A 17,803-nucleotide genomic window follows, 5' to 3' on the forward strand; every position below is an offset into this window, starting at 1 on the left:
CGATTCTGGAGTCGATCGCCTTTCGGTACGCGATCGGCTGGGTCTAGCTGCTTTCACCGGCTACTGGCCCTGGCGCCTGCCCCGAGCCGATCCCGCCGCGGTTGCACCACGTCCCCCCTCGCGCCCGCGGGCCGGGGACCGCCGCTCCATCCCCCCGGGCCCCTCTCCGTTCTGCCCGCCCTTGCCACCCCGCGTGCCTTTTCTACTGCCACGACCCCCACGTCACCGGGCGACGACGCCGTGCGGCGAACTGGCGCACGCCCCGTCGCTCTGGAGGAGCACATGACCACACTCCCCCTCGCGCCGCCGTGGCCCCTCGTCGGCAGGGCCGACGAACTCGGCGAAGTCACCGGGCTCCTCAGCACTCCGCACACCCGCGGAATCGTCATCTCCGGACCGACGGGCACAGGCAAGACCCGCCTCGCGCACGAGGCCTGGGAATGGGCCGGACGGCGCGGGCACCCCGTCGTCCGCGCGGCGGCGACCCGGGCCTCGCGCTCCGTACCGCTGGGAGCGCTGGCGCCGCTGCTGTCCCCCCGCCCGCGGGACCGGGTCGCGCTGCACGTCAGGCGCCCTCGGCCTGCCGGGGGCCCGGAACAGCACCGGCCCGTACTGCTCATCGACGACGTCCACCTGCTGGACGACGCCTCCGCCGAACTGCTCCGACCGCTTCTGGCATCCCGGGAACTGCTGCTGATCGCGACCACGAGCGCCGAAGGCAGCCGGGGGACCGCCGGCGGCCGGATCGCGGAGGACCTGCACCCGGTCAACCTCCGGCCGTTGTCCGGCAAGGTCGTGCAGTCCCTGCTCGAAGACGTTCTGCGCGGCCCGGTCGAGCGGCGTACGGCGCGGTTTCTGCACGGTGCCAGCGGGGGACGGCCGCTTTACCTCAAGGAGCTCGTAACGGGGGCTCTGACGGGTGGCGAGCTGGTGTGCGAGACAGGTCTGTGGCGGCTGGTCGCCACCGTCGCACCACCGCCCCGCCTGGTGGAACTCGTCCGGTACCGGCTCTCGACCATCGACGAGCCGGGACGCGCCGTACTGGAGGACCTCGCCCTGTGCGGACCCGACGCAGTGATCCACTTCCCGCAGGACATCGTGGAATCGCTGCGCGCGGCAGGGCTGGTCCGCACCCACGGCAGCGGGCGGGAAGCCATTGCGGAGCTGGCGGACCCGCTGGACGGCGAGGTCCTGCGGACGACCGTCCCCGTGCACCGGTCGCGCCGGACGATGCTGGCGCGGGCCGAACGCACCGAGACGGGAGGCGGCCCGGCCGACGCGGAGCTGTTGCGCTCGACGCTGTGGCGGCTCGACGCGGCGGCCGGGGTGCCACCCGAGCGTCTGACCGCGGCTGTCGAACTCGCCCGCGCGGTACACGACTTCCCGGCTGCACTGCGCCTCGCCGGCGCCTTGGTCAGGGTCCGCCCGGATGCCCTGTCCCATCTGCTGCTGGGAGAGTTCCGGCATGCGTGCGGCTACCCCGAGGATGCCGAACAGGCACTGGCCCGCGGCCTGGAGCTGGCGACCACCCCCGACGAGCGGCTGCTCGGGGTGGTGCTGCGCACCCAGAACCTGGCCCAGGGCCTGCTGCGGACCGGCGAGGCGTTCGCGGTCAATGCCGCCGAGCTCCGCAACGCCCGCGACCCCGCGATCCAGGCCGTGCTCCGTGCCAACGAGGCCGCGCTGTGGACGCTCATCGGCGACATCGACCGGGCCGGTGCCCTGTTGGAGAGCGTCGCGGCCGAGGGCGGTGATCGATCGGCTCTGATCGCCGCGGTACCGAGCGTCTACTGCCTGTCCGAAGCGGGCCGCCCCGACGAGGCGCTGGCCGCCGCGGACCGGCGCCGCGAACGGCCCGAGTGCGCGCGCGCCGACAGCGTGGCCCATCCCGCGCTGCTGCAGAGCGCCGCCGCCCGGGCACTGGCCGAGGCGGGCCGGCTGAAGGAGGCCGAGAGCCTGGCCCACCAGGCATACGACCACGCAGTCGACACCCGTGCGGTGACGGCGCAGATCCGATCGGCGACCGACCTGGGCTGGATCTGCTATCTGCAGGGCAGCACGACCCGGGCCAGGTACTGGTTCGCCTCCGTGGTGTCGTGCTCCCGGGATCAGGGATTCCTGTCCGGGCTCTGGGCCGGTCTGGCCGGGCGGGCGCTGGTGGACGCCGTGACCGGCCACCTCGACGACTCCGACGACGCCTGGGCCGAGGCCAGGCGCATTCTGCCCGACCGGTGGCAGCGCCCCGAATGCCTGCTCGTCGAGGCCTGGCGGGCCGCTGCTCTGGGACGGTTGGGCGAGGCGCGGGCCGTGCTGCGCACCGGGGCGCAGTCGGCCGCCGGGACAGGACTGCTGACGCTGGCTTCCCACCTGCTCTTCGACATCGCCCGCCTGGGGGACGCCCACGGAGCACAGACGGAGCTGACCGAGCTCGCCGACCGCTGCCCCAACCCGTTCATCGCCCTCCGTGCCCGCACGGCCCGGGCGCTGGCCGCGGACGCGGGGCACGAACTGGAGCGGTGCGCAGAGGACGCGGAGTCCATGGGCGCCCTGCTGGTGGCAGCCGAGACCTGGACCGCGGTGGCGGGTACGCACACCGCGTCCGGAGCGCACCGGAAGGCCGCGCGATGCCGGGCCGAGGCGGAACGGCTTGCCGCGCACTGCGGGGCCAGCACCCCGGGCCTGACCCCGCACGCGGTCCGCGACAGTCTGACAGGCCGGGAGATGGAGATCGCTCTGCTGGCGGCCAGCGGTCTGGGCAACGCGCAGATCGCCGAACAGCTGGCGCTGTCGGTCCGCACCGTCGGCAACCACCTCCAGCGCGTCTACTCAAAGATCGGCATACGGGGCCGGCAGCTGCTCAATGAGGCGCTGCGGCGCCAGCCGGCGCTGCCCGGGGAGGGCGTGAACCGCAGCCGGCGCCGGTCGGCAGGGGCAGCGATCGTCCGGCGATGAGCAGCGGGCGGGCGGGCCGGATGAGTAACGAGTGCTCATGTGCACGACGGACGGAACCGTCATGCTCTTCAGGTTTGGTAGCACCGTGATCCCGGGTCTCGTACCCGGACGGCATGGAGTAGTACGTGAAGCCCAACCGGTTCACCTCCCCACCCGTCGGTCGGCCGGGGGCCGGTTCCGGCGACCCGCCGGAGCCGTCATCCTCTGGCCGCCAACGCTGGCCCTTCACGGCCAGAGCGGAAGAGCTCGACGCGTTCACCGCCGCCCTCGACGACCCGGCCACCACGGCCGTCATCGTCCACGGCCAGGCGGGGGTGGGCAAGAGCCGCCTCGCCGACGAGTGCCTGAGGCTGGCGGCGCGCAGAGGTCACCGGGTCGAGAAGGCGGTGGCCACGCCCTCCGTCGCCGCACTGCCGCTCGGGGCACTGGCACATCTACTGCCCGCCGACGCCGTCTCGCACGACCCCGTCGCCGCCTTCCACGCGGCGGCCCGGGCGTTCGGTCTATGCCCGGAGCCGAAGCACCGGCCGGGTGCACCGGACCGGCGGGCGGTCCTCTTCATCGACGACCTGCACCTGCTGGACAATGCCTCGGCGGTGCTGCTCGGCCATCTGCTGTGGGCCCGCGCGGTGTTCCTCATCGCCACCGTCCGCGACGGCGCGCCCCCCTCCGACGCCGTCGAGGCGATCGACCGCAGCGAATCGACCCGCCGCATCGCGGTACGGCCCTTCAGCCGCGCCCAGGTCCGCAATGTCCTGCGCCGCTGCCTCGACCACCCCATCGAACACGCCGCCCTGGATGCCCTGGTCGCCTCCTCCCAGGGCAACGCCCTGTTTCTCTACGAGCTCGTCAGCGGGGCGGTCGACGACGGCACACTCGAGCTGGGCGACGGCCTGTGGCGCCTGAACGGCCGTCCCACCGGCACCCGCCGGCTCTCGGCCATCATCCGGCAGCGCCTCCAGGGCCTGTCCGGCCGGCGCGAGGAACTGTTCGAACTGGTTGCGCTCTGCGAGCCGATCCCCCTCTCCGCACTGCGCCCGGCGGGCTCGGGGGCCGGCGATGTGGAATGGCTGGAGAAGCAGGGTCTGATCCAGGTCCACGCCAACGGCAGACGCACGTACTGCACCCTGGGCCACCCTCTGTACGGCGAGGTCGTGCGACGCCACATCTCGCCCCGCCGACGCCGGGAGGTCTACACCGCGCAAGTGCGGAGACTGCGCTCACACGGCGTGCGACGCCGGGAGGACGCGCTGCGCCTCGCCTCCTGGCAACTTGCCGCCGAACTGCCCGTGGACACGGAGCTGTTGGTGTCCGCGGCGGCCATGGCACGGCACGTACGCGACTTCCCGACCGTACTGGAACTGCTGTCCAGGCACCCGGATTCCCAGGCACCGTTCGCCGTGTGGCTGATGCGCGGCGAGGCCTACCACCACACCGGCAACTGGGAGCGCGCCGAGCAGTGCCTGTCCAGGGCGCAGCAGTCGGCCCGCGGTGAGGCCGAGCTGCTGACCGCGGTCATGGAGCGGACCCAGAACCTGTTCTGGGGCTTCGGGGACACCCGGCGGACCCTGGAAGTGAACGCTGCCTCGGAAGCGGGGCTCGGCGCGAGCGGCCGACGGGTCCTGCGCATCAACGAGGCGGGCTACCTCATGTACTGCGGGGACATCCGCACCGTTCTGCATCTGCTGGAGGATGCGGAGAAGGTGCATGTCCCGCGGCTGCGGATGTGGGGGCAGTTGCAGATGTCCCTCGCTCTGTCGTACCTGGGCCGCACCCGGGAGGCCGCGGAGCTGAGCCGACGGGTCCACGAGGAGCTGACCGGCGCGGCAGCCGAGGAAGGGCGCTACGATCCCTCCTCGCACTGCAGCGGTCCCGCCATCTACCGGGTGGTCGCACTCACCGAAGCCGGGCGTCCGGACGAGGCACGGACGATCGGCGAGGACGCCTTCACCCGCGCGGTGGGTGCCCAGGCCGTCTATGTGCAAGCATGGATCGCGGCCCATATGGGGCGCTGCGAGCTGATGGCCGGGCGGCTGGAGCAGGCACGGGACTGGTACGCCGAGGCCATCTCGCTGGCCCGGGCGAACGACTACCCCCGTCCACTCGTGCTGAGCTGCGCCGGACTGGCCGCGGTTCAGGCCCAGATGGGCGCCGTCGCGGACGCTCGGTCGGCACTGGAGGGCGCCCGGAGCGCACCGGATCTGCAACAGGCGTCGAACCTGTCGGTCCAGCTCGCCGCCGCCTGGATCGAGGCGGCCAATGGACACCTTCCGCAGGCCCGCGCCCTGCTGACCTCCGCCGCCCACCGAGCCGGCCAGGTGGGCATGCACTCCTACGAGGGCTGGCTGCTCAGCGATGCCGCCCGGCTGGGCGGCGCGGCTCAGGCACAGGACCGGCTGGGGGAGTTGGCGCGGACAAGCGACAGCGATCTGGCGCGGGCCCGGGCGATCAGCGCGCGGGCGCACGCGACCGGATCGGCCGACGCGTTGCGCACCGCGGCGGACCAGTGTCTGCTGGTGGGCGCGGAGCTGCTGGCCGCCGAGACCGCCTGCGAGGCGTCCCGGGCAGCCGAACGGGAGGGGGACCAGCGGGGCGCAGCCGCTGCGGCCGTCCTGGCCGGACGCTCCCTGGCCCGCTGCGGTGGAGCAGTGACCCCGGCGCTGGGCGTCGGGACGGCCCGCCCGCTCACCCGCCGGGAGTCCGAGATCGCCGAACTGGCGGCGGACGGGCTCACCAGTCAGGAGATCGCGGGTCGGCTCGTGCTCTCCATCCGTACGGTCGACAACCATCTGCAGCGCGTCTACAGCAAACTCGGGATCGCCTCGCGCACCCAACTGGCCGACACACTGGCGGGCCTGGCCGAGATCCGGACACCTGCCGCCCGGCGCGAGGGGAGTGATGCGTACTCATGAAGCCCGGCCCCGTTCGGCCGGGACTGTTCGGGCTCTGTGCCGGGCGCCCGCTCCGGCTACATCCCGCTCTACCGCGACGTCGAATCCTTGGTGTACGCACTCGCCGAGTTCCGGAACCTCGAGATCAACCTCGACAACGACGCGGACCCCGACTTCACCGACGAGGACTCCCCGTGGAACCTATGACTGGAAGAGGGAACACGGCACCTGGTGTTACCTCGGCCCCGGGAAGGAACTATGCGCCGAAGAAGCTGGGCTTCTTCTAGAACCGCGAAGTGGGGCGCCCGGCGGCAGGGTGGTGCGCCGGGCGCCTCGTGGCAGGTGTCGTCAGGTGCGGGTCCAGCGTTGGTTGTCGCCGCCTGAGCAGGAGTACAGCTGGATCTGGGTGCCGTTGGCGGTACCGGACGAGACGGCGTCGAGGCAGAGGCCGGACTGGACGCCGACGATGGATCCGTCGGCGGCGAGGCGCCATTTCTGGTTGTCGCCGCCCCAGCAGCTGTAGATCTGGACCCTGGTGCCGTTGGAGGTGCCGGCGGCGTCCAGGCACTTGTTGCCGAGGACCCGCAGCTCACCGGCGTCGGTGGGGGTCCACTGCTGGTTGGTGCCGCTGTGGCAGTCCCACAACTGGAGCTGGGTGCCGTCGGTGGTGCTGGAGCCGGGCACGTCGAGGCAGCGGCCCGACGCCGCGTTCCTGAGCTGCCCGGAGCCCGCGGGGGGCGTGGTGGAGCCGCCGTTGAGTGCGTCGAGGACGGCGGTGTACGCGGGCTTCTTGCTGCCGTTGCCGTTGAACAGCAGCGGCGTCTGGTCCGATCGCCAGGAGTCGGTGTCGCGCACGCCCCAGACGGTGATGCCGAGGCAACGCGGGACGGCCAGGCAGTCGTTGGTCACGGCGGCGTAGGTCGAGGCCGGGGCTCCCTGGATGTCGAGTTCGGTCACGGCCACGTCGACGCCGAGGGCGGCGAAGTTCTGCAGGGTGGTGCGGAAGTTGCTGTTGTAGGGGCTGCCGCTGTTGAAGTGCGACTGGAAGCCCACGCAGTCGATCGGCACACCGCGCTGCTTGAAGTCCCGGACCATGGAGTACATCGCCTGGGTCTTCGCCCACGTCCAGTTCTCGACGTTGTAGTCGTTGTAGCAGAGCTTGGCCGCCGGGTCCGCGGCGCGCGCGGTGCGGAACGCGACCTCGATCCAGTCGTTGCCGGTGCGCTGCAGGTTGGAGTCCCGCCTGGCCCCCGAACTGCCGTCGGCGAAGGCCTCGTTCACCACGTCCCACTGGGCGATCTTGCCCTTGTAGTGCGCCATCACGCCGTTGATGTGGCCGATCATCGCCTGGCGCAGCTGGCTGCCGCTGAGACTCTGCATCCAGCCCGGCTGCTGGGAGTGCCACGCCAGGGTGTGGCCGCGCACCTGCTTGCCGTTCTGCACCGCCCAGTTGTAGACGCGGTCGGCAGCGGTGAAGTCGAACCGGCCCCGCTGCGGTTCAGTGGCGTCGATCTTCATCTCGTTCTCGGCCGTCACCGAGTTGAACTCACGGGCCGCGATCGACGTGTAGGCGGAGTCGCCGAGCTTGCCCGAGGCGATGGCGGTGCCGAAGTAGCGGCCGCTCTGCGCCGCCGCGGCGCCGAGCGTGCTCTCGGCGGCGTGTGCGGGCGGCGGCGCGACCAGTGCCGCGATCGCGCACAGGACGCCGACGACCAGCGCCGGTAACAGCCGGCGGATCGTCCGGCGGACTGGGGGTGCGGGTACGGGTGCGGGTGGGGCGTACAAGCCCATGGCTGTGCCTCCAGGGTAGAGATCACGGACTGTCGGATGGGCAGGGGAGCGCGCCGCTCGACAGGGATGCCCGCCTCACTGGTTCGACATACCGAACCCCGGTCGGGCGTTCGGTGGGAAGCGTGCGGGATTGACCGTGCCTCGTCAACACCTGGAACAGAGAAAGTTTCTCACTGAATTCCGAAACATTCGAAGCCTGACAACAGCCTCGGTACAGCGTCTGTTTGCAGACACATCGGCCTCAGACCTTGACCGAGGCACCCGTGATTCCTAGCTTGTGCCCTCAATGATTCGGGGATCGATCGAAAGTTTCGACCGCCCTCAAGGAGGCTCCGATGTGGTTCCGCCCCCCGTTACCGGTCCGTCCGGGACGCCTGCTCGCCGTCCTCACGCCCTTGTTGCTCCTGGTCACCTTCCTCGGCGCCCAGCCCGCCGGCGCGGCGACCGTGGACCCCGGCGCCTCCTACGTGCTGGTCAACCGCAACAGCGGCAAGGCCCTGGACGTGTACAACCTGGCGACCGAGGACGGCGCCCGCATCACCCAGTGGACGAGGAACGACCAGAACCAGCAGCAGTGGCAGTTCGTCGATTCCGGCGGCGGCTACTACCGCATCAAGTCCCGTCACTCGGGCAAGGTGCTCGACGTGCACAACTGGTCCACGGCGAACGGCGGTCCGGTCGTGCAGTGGGCCGACCTGAACGGCGTCAACCAGCAGTGGCGGCTTGCCGACAGTTCCGACGGGTACGTGCGGCTCGTGTCGCGCCACAGCGACAAGGCCCTGGAAGTGCAGGGCGGTTCCACCGCCGACAACGCCGACGTCGTCCAGTACGACGACTGGGGCGGCGCGAACCAGCAGTGGCGGCTCGTGAAGATCGGAGCCGACGGTGGGTCCGGAGCCTGCGAACTCCCGTCGACGTACCGCTGGAGCTCGACGGGCGCGCTGGCGCAGCCCAGGCAGGGGTGGGTCTCGCTGAAGGACTTCACCGTCGCCCCGTACAACGGCAGGCAGCTCGTCTACGCGACCACGCACGACACGGGGACGCGGTGGGGTTCGATGAACTTCGGTCCGTTCACCGACTGGTCCCAGATGGCCTCGGCCGGCCAGAACCCGATGTCGAACTCGGCCGTCGCCCCCACGCTGTTCCACTTCGCGCCGAAGAACATCTGGGTGCTGGCCTACCAGTGGGGCCGGACCGCCTTCTCCTACCGCACCTCGAGCGACCCCGCCGACCCGAACGGCTGGTCGTCCGAGCAGGTGCTCTTCTCCGGGAGCATCTCCGGTTCCGGGACCGGGCCCATCGACCAGACACTCATCGGTGACGGCACATACATGTACCTGTTCTTCGCCGGCGACAACGGCAAGATCTACCGGGCCGCCATGCCCCTCGGCAACTTCCCGGGCAGCTTCGGCTCCACCTCCACCGTGGTCATGAGCGACACGACCAACAACCTGTTCGAAGCCCCGCAGGTCTACAAACTGCAGGGCCAGAACCGCTACCTCATGATCGTCGAGGCGATCGGCTCGCAGGGCCGGTACTTCCGCTCGTTCACGGCCACCAGCCTGAACGGCTCGTGGACGCCCCAGGCCGCGAGCGAGAGCAATCCCTTCGCGGGCAAGGCCAACAGCGGTGCCACCTGGACGAGCGACATCAGCCACGGCGAACTGATCCGCACCAGTGCCGACCAGACCATGACCGTCGACCCCTGCCACCTGCAGTTCCTCTATCAGGGGCGCAGTCCGGCCTCGGGCGGTGACTACGGCCTCCTGCCCTACCGCCCGGGTCTGCTGACCCTGCGTCCGGCCACCGCTCGCTGACGGCCGCACGCGCGGACGCCGCGGGCCGACCCGGGCGTCCGCGTCGTCGGCGGCGTGCCGCGCGTGATGCCGTCCACGCCGCGCGCGGTTGCTCAGCCGAGTCGGCCGTCCAGCCACTGCAGGACGTCCGGGGTCACCGGGTCGGCGAGATCGGCGAACTCCTCGTGCTTCTTCAGGTACTTGGCCACGTAGGGGCAGACCGGAACGATCCGCTTCCCGGACGCGCGGACGTCGGTGAGTGCCCGGCCGACCAGTTCCGAGGCCAGCCCGCGGCCGGCGAAGGCGTCGTCGATCTCGGTGTGGAAGAAGACGCGCTGCTCACCGCGGTCACGGTAGGCCGTCAGTCCGGCTCGCCGGCCGTCGACGAGGATCTCGTACCGCTGCCGCTCGTCCACCCGCTGCACGGCGGGGGCGGTGGAGGACTCGCTCATGGGATGCCTTTCGTACGGGAGGTCGACGGCCGGGACTCAGTGGTGCCGGGGATTGCGGCGCGGGGTGATGACGGCGTTCGGCAGGGCCGGTGCGGGCAGTCGCCGTCCGGGGTAGCCCTCGACGGTGCCGAAGCGGCCGGAGTCCGCCTGCCAGTCATCGCGGGCTCGGACGATGTCCTCGTGGCTGCGGCCGATGAAGTTCCACCACATCACGATCTCCTCCTCGAACGGCGGGCCGCCGAGCAGGACCGTGCGCGCCGGGGTGCCGGAGTCGTTCACCACGGTCAGGGTGTCGGTGCCGCAGGGGAGGTAACCGAGGTCCGTCGGGCGCAGCGCGGTGCCGGACAGGCGGACGTCGCCGCTGTCGACGAGCAGGCCGTGCTCGAACGCGGGGTCCACGGACAGGGTGAGGGTGGCACCCGGACCGAGGACGATCTCGGCGCCCAGCAGCGGGGTGAAGGTGCGCACCGGCGAGGTGCTGCCCGCGAGCGAGCCGAGGAAGACCTTGATCTCGGCTCCGTCCCGGCGCACGGTTCCGGGCACGTGGTGCTGGAAGTCGCGGGCGGCGTGCCGGTGCGCCTCGGGCAGGGCCACCCACAGCTGGACGCCGTGCAGGACGGTGGTACGCGCGGTGGAGACCTCCGAGTGGGCGATTCCGTGGCCGCCGGTCATCAGGTTCATCTCGCCGGGCCGGACCAGGGCGTGGGTGCCGATCGAGTCACGGTGCTCGATCTCCCCGCTGAACAGCCAGCTCACCGTCTGCAGGCCGGTGTGCGGATGCGGGGGCACGTCCATGCCGGCGCCGGAGGCGTCGACCGGGCCGTAGTGGTCCGCGAAGCACCACGCGCCGATCAGGGTACGGGCGCGCTGCGGCAGGGTCCGGCGCACGAGCAGGGCACGCGGGCCTCCGAGCGGCACCTCGCGGGCCGACAGCACCTCGACCGCGGCGCCCCGCCCGGCCCCGGCGTCGCCGGCCGCCGCACCGCACTTCAGCGCCGCCGGTTCGGCTTCCACGTTGCTCACCGGGACCACCCCTCGCCCGCTCTAGTTGTCGCATCAACTATGATGCCACGCAGGCAGGCCGGCGGCCACGGCACACCGGTGCCACGACCGCACGGCCCCGAGGGAGGCGTGACGTGAGCGACCGGAGCACCGGCCCGGCCCATCCGAGGATCTTCGTCGACAAGCGCAGCCCCGAGGCCTTCCGGGCCATGGTGCGGACTTCGGAAGCGGTCAGGGCGACGGCCGCAGGGGCGGGACTGGACCGCACGACCGTGGAGCTGGTCAACCTCCGTGTGTCCCAGCTGAACGGCTGCGCCTACTGCCTCGACCTGCACACCCGCAAGGCCCTCGAGGCAGGCGAGTCCGCGCAGCGGCTGGGCGTGCTGCCCGCCTGGCGGGAGACGGACGTGTTCACCGCCGTGGAGCGGGCGGCCCTGGCGCTCGCCGAGGCGACGAACGACCCCACGGACACGGCCGCGCAGACGTCCGCCTACGCGACGGCCCGCGAGGTCCTGACCGAGGAGCAGATCTCCGCGGTGGTCTGGGTGGCGATCACCATCGGCGCGTTCAACCGCGTCTCCGTCATGAGCGGGCACCCCGTGCGCCGCGCCTGACGGCGTCAGTCCCCCTCGTCCATCCGGGCGAGGACGCGCTCGGACAGTTCGGCGAGCACCCGGAGTTCGGCCGGGGTGACGTGGTCGAGGAAGAGGGCTCGGACGGCCTCCACGTGACGTGGTGCGGCGGCCTCGATCGCCGCGCGCCCCGCCTCGGTGATCACGACGAACGCACCCCGCCCGTCGTCGGGACACTCCTCCCGGACGACCAGGCCACGCCCGGCCATCCGCGCGATGTGGTGGGACATGCGGCTCTTCTCCCACTCCAGCGCGCGGGCCAGATCCTGGTACCGCTGCCGCCCGTCGGGGGTGTCCGTCAGGTGGACGAGCACGGCGAAGTCGGCCGACGACACCTGGGACTCGGACTGCAGCAGCCGTCCCAGGCGTCCGCCGAGCCGTTCCTGCAAGCGGACGAAGCCGCGCCACGCGCGCTGCTCCTCCGGTGTCAGCCGACGCACTGTCTCCGCCATGGCACGAGTGTAGGCATGGGTGACGGATCATCCACGTGCCGTACCGGCACGTGTGCCCGGCTTCCTCCCCGGCCGGACCGGCTCAGCCACGGCCCTCCGCGGAGGCGAAGCCGAGCCAGGTGTGGCGGTTGTTCCACCAGCACCAGCCCACCTTGGGGGCGTTGCGGCGCTCGCGTCCGTCACGGCCGGTGCCGTTGCTGATCCAGATGGCCGGGGTGCGGGCGTCGAAGGTGCCGCCGGTCTTGCGCAGCCGCGAACCGATGGTCATGAAGCAGCGGTTGCGCTCCAGGGCCTGCGGCTGCTGCAGGATCCAGTGGATGCCCTCGGTGAGCACGAGCGGGGTGCGGTGCTCCGCGGTGAGCGCCGGAAGCGCCTCGTCCGGACTCCAGTTGGACATGTGGTCACCGCGGTCGACGCCGGAGACGAAGTAGAGGGGCGCGTCGGGTAGTTCGACGGCGCACGGGGTGAACGCGTCGACGTCGGCCATGTCGACCACCACGAAGCCCGGCTTGCCGTCCCGGCGCAGCAGGGGCGCGAGGGCGGAGGCGGGCGCCCGGTCGGGGTGGACGGCCAGCAGGGAGCCGTCGGTGCCGGCCCGGGCGGCGAAGTCGCGGATCTCGTCGGCGGCCAGTCCGGCGATGTCGTGCACTCCCAGCTCGATCAGCCGTTCCGCCTGGGCACGCGGGGCGGGCAGCGCGGGGAGGACGGTGGACGGGGCGGTCGCGGTGTGCGGCATGCGGCTCCTCGAGTCAGCGGCACGACAAGGGTGTGCCCCGGGCAAACGAGGGGGCGGACGTAAGTGTTCCCCTTCGCGTCGAAAGGGTGCCCCGTCGGTGCCGGCCGGTTCTCGCCCCGTGCCACGCGCCGGGCCGGACGGGCACGTGGTGTGCGGCGGCGATCAGCCGCGGCGGCAACGCCAGGTCGGTCGCGCGCCTCGCTCGGGAGGCGCCGCACCTCGACCGCGCTGCTGGAGGGTGCGGACGACGGCGTCCTCGCCGTCCCGGGCGATCAGCCACCCGTTGCGCGTCAACGGCTCGGAGCCCGCCTGTACCTGCGAGATGCGCGGGGAACCTGGACGGTCGCCGACGATCCCTGCGGACGACGGCTCGCCCTGGAGAAGCCGCACGGCGAGCGGGACGAACGTGCGTGATGCACATCCGCCCGGTGACCTGCCGGCGTCACTCGGGCAGCGGCCGGTCGTCCACCACGTGCTTCATCACGAGCGTGGAGTTCAGGCGCTGCACGCCGGGCAGGCGGGCGAGTTGACGGTCGTAGAGCTGCTGGAAGGCGGCCAGGTCGGTGGTGGCGACGCGCAGCAGGTAGTCCGGGTCGCCGAACAGGCGCTGCGCCTGGAGAACGTGCGGGACGGCGGCGACGCCCTCCTCGAACGCGGAGACCGTGTCGGCGTCCTCCCAGCGCAGGGTCACGAAGACCAGCGCCTCGAAGTTCAGCCCCACGGCAGCGGGGTCGACCACCGCGCGGTAACCGCGGATGGCGCCCTCGCGCTCCAGGTCGCGCAGCCTGCGGTGACAGGGCGAGACGCTGAGCTTCACGCGGGCCGCCAGCTCGGTGACGGTGAGACGGCCGTCCCGTTGCAGCTCGGTGAGAATTTTCCGGTCCAGGGCATCCATGGAGAAGATTCTGCCTCAGATCTCGCGATCAAGGAGGAAAGAAGGGAACACCTTCGGACCGATCCGGCCTAGCCTTCCCCTCGCACCACGGCACGTGAGAGGGATCGCTTCATGGACACGACGACGCTGGCGGCCTTCCTGGCCATGGATCTGCTGCTGGTGTTCACGCCAGGCGCGGACTGGGCCTACGCCGTCACCGCGGGTCTGAGGGACCGGACGGTCGTTCCGGCGGTGGCCGGGCTGGTGGCCGGATACGCCGGGTACACCCTGCTGGCGGTCGCGGGCCTGGTGGTGCTCGTGGCCGGGTCGGCGACCCTGCTGACCGCGCTGACCGTCGCCGGGGCGGGCTATCTGGTGTGGCTCGGCGGGAGCCTGCTGCGGCAGCCCGCCGCCCCCGCTCCCGCCCCCGCCGGGGAGGCGACCGGCGCGGACGGCTCCTCGGCGCTTCGGGTGATGCTCCGGGGGGCCGGGACCAGCGGGCTGAACCCGAAGGCGCTGCTGCTGTACTTCTCGCTGTTCCCCCAGTTCATCGACCCGGCCGGCGGCTGGCCCGTCGCCGGGCAGACCGGTCTGCTGGGCGCGCTGCACATGAGCGTGTGCGCCGTCGTGTACCTCGCCGTCGGCGTCCTGGCCCGCAGGGTGCTGCGGGCCAGGCCGGCCGCGGCGCGGGCCGTCACCCGCGTCTCCGGCGTGCTGATGATCGGCATCGGCGCCGTGCTGCTGGCCGAGCGCCTGGCGGTCGCGTGGCCCTGAGCGGTTCCGGCACCGGAGGGCGGTCGCCGGCGCACTCCCCCGCCGTTGCGGCGGCCGTGCGCTGATCACCGGCCTCTCCCGGCCCATGAACGCGCCCGCAGCGGCCGGTGGCGCGACAATCGGGGCAGGAGCCCGTGAGCGGTCGAGAGGCGTCACACCGGAGGCACCTTGGAGGGACGCGTACCGGAGGGCCTGGCGGTCGTCGTCGACGCCGGCGGGGCGGTCATGGTCTGGAGCGACGGTGCCCGCCTGCTGCTCGGGTTCGAGTCCGCCGACGTGGTGGGCAGGCCCGTGACCGATCTGCTCGCCGCCGCGCTCCCGGAGTCCACGCGACGGCATCTGGCCGACGGGCGCCGCTGGGCCGGTGAGGTGGCGCTGCGGCACCGGGACGGCGACCGCGTCGTGGTCCGGCTGCAGGGGACGCCGCTGCTGGACGCGGACGGCGGGCGGCTGTGGCTCGTGACCGGGACGGCGCCGGTGTACCGGGCCGGACCGGCCGAGCAGGCGACCCTGTCCCTGTGGGACCTCGCGCTGGCCCAGTTGCCGGTCCCGGTCGCGGTCTACGACCGGGACGCCCGGCTGGTCGCCGCCAACGAGATCATGACCGAGGTGATGGGCCGGACCGAGGAGGAGATGAAGGGCCTGACCCTGTGGGAGATCGAGCCCAATCCGCCCTACGACGAGTACGACCGCCTCCAGCGCGAGGTGCTGCGCACCGGCGAGACGATCTTCCACGAGTCGCACGGCAAGGCCCCCGGCGAGATCCGGCCTCACGCCTGGTCGATGTTCATGTCGCCGCTCAAGGACGGCACCGGCACGGTGCGGGGTATGTCGGCGACCGTGTTCGACACGACGGAGCAGTACTGGGCCCGCCGCCGGCTGGCGGTGCTCAACGACGCCAGCACACGCATCGGCAGCACCCTCGACGTCACCCGGACGGCCGAGGAACTCGCCGAGGTGGCCGTGAGCGGCGGGTTCGCGGACTTCGTCACCGTGGACCTGCTGGAGTCCGTCGCCGTGGGCGACGAGCCGGGCCCGCTGCCGCCGGACACACCGGTGACGGTGCGGCGCACCGCGCAGCGGTCGGTGCTGGAGGGCTGCCCCGAGTCGGTGGTCCCCTCGGGCGGCACCACCCGCTACCCGGTCGGCACGCTGCCGCTGCGCACCCTGGCCGCGGGCCGGGCCACCCGGCACCGGCCGGGTGATCCGGAGCTGCGGGAGTGGCTCGGGTCGTCGTCCGCCCGGGCCGAGACCATGGTCACGTACATGATCCACTCGGTGATGATGGCGCCGCTGAGCGCCCGGGGCGTCACCCTGGGCCTGGTGCACTTCCTGCGGCACCGGACGGCGGAGCCGTTCAGCGAGGACGATCTGCTGCTCGCGGAGGAGATCGTCACCCGGGCGGCGGTGAGCGTGGACAACGCCCGCCGCTTCACCCGGGAGCGCCGCACGGCACTGGCGCTGCAACGCAGCCTGCTGCCCCAGCGGCCGCCGGCGCTGGCGGCCGTGGAAGTCGCCTACCGCTATCTGCCGACCGGTTCCGGCGCGGACATCGGTGGCGACTGGTTCGACGTCATCCCGCTGTCCGGCGCCCGGGTCGCCCTGGTCGTCGGGGACGTGGTGGGGCACGGTGTGCACGCCTCGGCCACGATGGGCCGGCTGCGCACCGCCGTCCGCACGCTCGCGGACGTCGATCTCCCGCCCGACGAACTGCTCACCCAGCTGGACGATCTGGTCATCCGCCTCGACCGGGAGGAGGGCCCCGGGGCGCACGAGACGGACACGCCGTCCGGCCAGGTGGGCGCCACCTGCCTGTACGCCGTGTACGACCCGGTCTCCCGGTGCTGCACCGCGGCCCGCGCCGGGCACCCACCGCCCGCGCTGGTCACGCCCGGCGGCGCGGTGCGCCTGCTGGACGTGCCGGCCGGGCCGCCGCTGGGGCTGGGGGGTCTGCCCTTCGAGGCCGTGGAGCTGCCGCTGGAGGAGGGCAGCCTGCTCGCCCTCTACACCGACGGTCTCCTCACGGCGCCGGAGCACGACATCGAGAACGGGGCCGCCCTGCTGTGCCGCGCGCTGGGCGAGCGGGCGGGCACCCTCGACGAGACCTGCGACCGGGTCCTGCACACGGTGCTGGACGGCAGGCCCGCCGACGACATCGTGCTGATGCTGGCCCGGACGGCCGCACTCGACGCCGCGCAGGTGCGCACCTGGCGGCTGCCACCGGAGCCGGCAGCGGTGGCCCGGGCCCGCAAGATGGCGGGTGAGCAGCTGGCCGCGTGGGGCCTGCCGGAGGCCGAGTTCGCGACCGAGCTGATCGTCAGCGAACTCGTCACCAACGCCCTGCGGTACGGCGGCGCTCCCATCGAGCTGCGGCTGATCCGCGACGCGAGCCTGATCTGCGAGGTGTCCGACGGCAGCAATACTGCACCGCACCTGCGCCGGGCCCGGGTCTTCGACGAGGGCGGGCGGGGGCTGATGCTCGTCGCACAGCTCGCCGAGCGCTGGGGCAGCCGTCAGACCGCCACCGGCAAGACCATCTGGGCCGAGCAGCCCCTGACCGCGGACGGGACGTGACGCGGCCGGCGCTCCCCCGGGTTCGGCGGGGCCACGCGACAGGGACCACGCGGCGGCGCAGAAGTCGAGGTCGCGGACGGCGACTCGTGGTGCGCGCCACTCGCGACGACGCGTGCCTCCCAAGGGCGCACGGCCCGCACGGGGCTTGAGGTCCCGCAGGGGGCTTGCGGTCCCGCACGGGGCTTGCGGTCCCGCACGGGGCTTGCGGTCCCGCACCCGTGCGGGCCGATACTGGACGCCTGGCCACCCGCCGGGCCCGGGAGGGACCGCATGACCGTACGCACGGGACGTGTCGAACTGACCGCCGAGGCAGAGGAGTTGCTGCGGCGGCTGACCGCGGCGCACGGGCCGGTGATGTTCCACCAGTCCGGCGGCTGTTGCGACGGCAGCGCGCCGATGTGCTACCCGCGCGGCGAGTTCCGGGTGGGCGCCTCGGACGTCCTGCTGGGCCAGGTGGGCGGCGACACCCCGTTCTGGATGAGCGGCGACCAGTTCCGCTACTGGTCGCACACCCACCTCACCGTGGACGTCGTCCCCGGCCGTGGCAGCGGCTTCTCGCTGGAGGCCCCCGAGGGAGTCCGCTTCCTGCTGCGCTCCCGCCTCCTCACGGACGAGGAACTGCGCCGCATCGCGTCGGAGCCACCGCTGCCGACCGGCGCCGACGAGATCGCCTAGCCCGAGGGTTATTCACGGACGGGCCGCCTTCGGCCCGCATTTTCCCGTAGGTCGGCGAATTCGCGGTGCGGGGCGGCGGCACGAGCGGGGTGTTCACCTGGCGTGTGGAACGCGTACCCCGCGCGAACGTGCCGCGACGGTGATGACCCCAGCGCTTCCCGTGCACCTGTGCGCCCCCTTGCAGAAAGGGTTCACCAGATCG

14 protein-coding genes are annotated in these 17,803 nt (G+C 72.3%); 8 read left to right on the forward strand and 6 right to left on the reverse strand.

Going from position 1 to position 17,803, the window contains the following annotated elements; all coding sequences use genetic code 11:
• The first annotated feature begins 282 nt into the window (after window positions 1–282).
• The 3 genes from ACZ4M5_RS13535 (at window position 283) to ACZ4M5_RS13545 (ending at window position 6,050) form a co-directional block, all read left to right on the forward strand.
• Entirely contained in the window at window positions 283–2,952 is a 2,670-nt protein-coding gene (locus ACZ4M5_RS13535; RefSeq protein ID WP_467736157.1) for a helix-turn-helix transcriptional regulator, read from the forward strand.
• A gap of 125 nt (window positions 2,953–3,077) precedes the next feature.
• Window positions 3,078–5,864, forward strand: coding sequence for a LuxR C-terminal-related transcriptional regulator (locus ACZ4M5_RS13540; protein WP_467736159.1), 2,787 nt, complete (start codon window positions 3,078–3,080; stop codon window positions 5,862–5,864).
• A gap of 36 nt (window positions 5,865–5,900) precedes the next feature.
• Window positions 5,901–6,050, forward strand: a complete 150-nt coding sequence (locus ACZ4M5_RS13545) for a hypothetical protein (RefSeq protein WP_467736161.1) — start codon at window positions 5,901–5,903, stop codon at window positions 6,048–6,050.
• Window positions 6,051–6,191: 141 nt separating this feature from the next.
• Here the strand turns inward: ACZ4M5_RS13545 and ACZ4M5_RS13550 are convergent, their stop codons facing one another.
• Window positions 6,192–7,634 carry an endo-1,4-beta-xylanase gene (locus tag ACZ4M5_RS13550; RefSeq protein WP_467736162.1) on the reverse strand — a complete coding sequence of 481 codons (1,443 nt, stop codon included), beginning with the start codon at window positions 7,632–7,634 and terminating at the stop codon, window positions 6,192–6,194.
• Between the two features lie 335 nt (window positions 7,635–7,969).
• Here ACZ4M5_RS13550 and ACZ4M5_RS13555 point away from each other — a divergent pair, with 335 nt between their 5' ends.
• A complete protein-coding gene (locus ACZ4M5_RS13555) occupies window positions 7,970–9,451 on the forward strand; it encodes a non-reducing end alpha-L-arabinofuranosidase family hydrolase (protein WP_467736164.1) in 1,482 nt (493 codons plus the stop codon).
• Between the two features lie 92 nt (window positions 9,452–9,543).
• On the opposite strand, the gene ACZ4M5_RS13560 is transcribed toward ACZ4M5_RS13555, so the two are convergent.
• Window positions 9,544–9,882: a GNAT family N-acetyltransferase gene (locus ACZ4M5_RS13560; RefSeq protein ID WP_467736166.1), complete on the reverse strand. Its 339-nt coding sequence runs from the start codon at window positions 9,880–9,882 to the stop codon at window positions 9,544–9,546.
• Between the two features lie 36 nt (window positions 9,883–9,918).
• The gene (locus tag ACZ4M5_RS13565; protein WP_467736168.1) at window positions 9,919–10,905 is read right to left on the reverse strand and encodes a pirin family protein; all 987 of its coding nucleotides are present in this window, start codon (window positions 10,903–10,905) and stop codon (window positions 9,919–9,921) included.
• Between the two features lie 113 nt (window positions 10,906–11,018).
• On the opposite strand from ACZ4M5_RS13565, the gene ACZ4M5_RS13570 reads away from it, so the two are divergent.
• Window positions 11,019–11,498 carry a carboxymuconolactone decarboxylase family protein gene (locus tag ACZ4M5_RS13570; RefSeq protein WP_467736170.1) on the forward strand — a complete coding sequence of 160 codons (480 nt, stop codon included), beginning with the start codon at window positions 11,019–11,021 and terminating at the stop codon, window positions 11,496–11,498.
• 5 nt (window positions 11,499–11,503) lie between these two features.
• Here the strand turns inward: ACZ4M5_RS13570 and ACZ4M5_RS13575 are convergent, their stop codons facing one another.
• The 3 genes from ACZ4M5_RS13575 to ACZ4M5_RS13585 form a co-directional block, all read right to left on the reverse strand.
• Window positions 11,504–11,968: a MarR family winged helix-turn-helix transcriptional regulator gene (locus tag ACZ4M5_RS13575; protein WP_467736172.1), complete on the reverse strand. Its 465-nt coding sequence runs from the start codon at window positions 11,966–11,968 to the stop codon at window positions 11,504–11,506.
• An 82-nt stretch (window positions 11,969–12,050) separates the two neighbouring features.
• Window positions 12,051–12,704 carry a DUF5701 family protein gene (locus ACZ4M5_RS13580; protein WP_467736174.1) on the reverse strand — a complete coding sequence of 218 codons (654 nt, stop codon included), beginning with the start codon at window positions 12,702–12,704 and terminating at the stop codon, window positions 12,051–12,053.
• 442 nt (window positions 12,705–13,146) lie between these two features.
• On the reverse strand, window positions 13,147–13,599 hold the full coding sequence (locus ACZ4M5_RS13585; RefSeq protein WP_451878175.1) for an Lrp/AsnC family transcriptional regulator: 453 nt from the start codon (window positions 13,597–13,599) through the stop codon (window positions 13,147–13,149).
• Between the two features lie 111 nt (window positions 13,600–13,710).
• Here ACZ4M5_RS13585 and ACZ4M5_RS13590 point away from each other — a divergent pair, with 111 nt between their 5' ends.
• The 3 genes from ACZ4M5_RS13590 (at window position 13,711) to ACZ4M5_RS13600 (ending at window position 17,601) form a co-directional block, all read left to right on the forward strand.
• The gene (locus ACZ4M5_RS13590) at window positions 13,711–14,352 is read left to right on the forward strand and encodes a LysE family translocator (protein ID WP_467736176.1); all 642 of its coding nucleotides are present in this window, start codon (window positions 13,711–13,713) and stop codon (window positions 14,350–14,352) included.
• 168 nt (window positions 14,353–14,520) lie between these two features.
• Window positions 14,521–16,926, forward strand: coding sequence for a SpoIIE family protein phosphatase (locus tag ACZ4M5_RS13595; protein ID WP_467736178.1), 2,406 nt, complete (start codon window positions 14,521–14,523; stop codon window positions 16,924–16,926).
• Window positions 16,927–17,196: 270 nt separating this feature from the next.
• Entirely contained in the window at window positions 17,197–17,601 is a 405-nt protein-coding gene (locus ACZ4M5_RS13600; protein ID WP_467736180.1) for a DUF779 domain-containing protein, read from the forward strand.
• Window positions 17,602–17,803 lie beyond the last annotated feature (202 nt).

The sequence above is a fragment of the Streptomyces sp. NPDC026246 genome, assembly GCF_055567995.1.

Coding starts and splice junctions, on each gene's coding strand:
- ACZ4M5_RS13535 (WP_467736157.1), top strand. CDS start 283: ATGACCACACTCCCCCTCGCGCCGCCGTGGCCCCTCGTCGGCAGGGCC.
- ACZ4M5_RS13550 (WP_467736162.1), bottom strand. CDS start 7,634: ATGGGCTTGTACGCCCCACCCGCACCCGTACCCGCACCCCCAGTCCGC.
- ACZ4M5_RS13590 (WP_467736176.1), top strand. CDS start 13,711: ATGGACACGACGACGCTGGCGGCCTTCCTGGCCATGGATCTGCTGCTG.
- ACZ4M5_RS13585 (WP_451878175.1), bottom strand. CDS start 13,599: ATGGATGCCCTGGACCGGAAAATTCTCACCGAGCTGCAACGGGACGGC.
- ACZ4M5_RS13600 (WP_467736180.1), top strand. CDS start 17,197: ATGACCGTACGCACGGGACGTGTCGAACTGACCGCCGAGGCAGAGGAG.
- ACZ4M5_RS13575 (WP_467736172.1), bottom strand. CDS start 11,968: ATGGCGGAGACAGTGCGTCGGCTGACACCGGAGGAGCAGCGCGCGTGG.
- ACZ4M5_RS13560 (WP_467736166.1), bottom strand. CDS start 9,882: ATGAGCGAGTCCTCCACCGCCCCCGCCGTGCAGCGGGTGGACGAGCGG.
- ACZ4M5_RS13555 (WP_467736164.1), top strand. CDS start 7,970: ATGTGGTTCCGCCCCCCGTTACCGGTCCGTCCGGGACGCCTGCTCGCC.
- ACZ4M5_RS13580 (WP_467736174.1), bottom strand. CDS start 12,704: ATGCCGCACACCGCGACCGCCCCGTCCACCGTCCTCCCCGCGCTGCCC.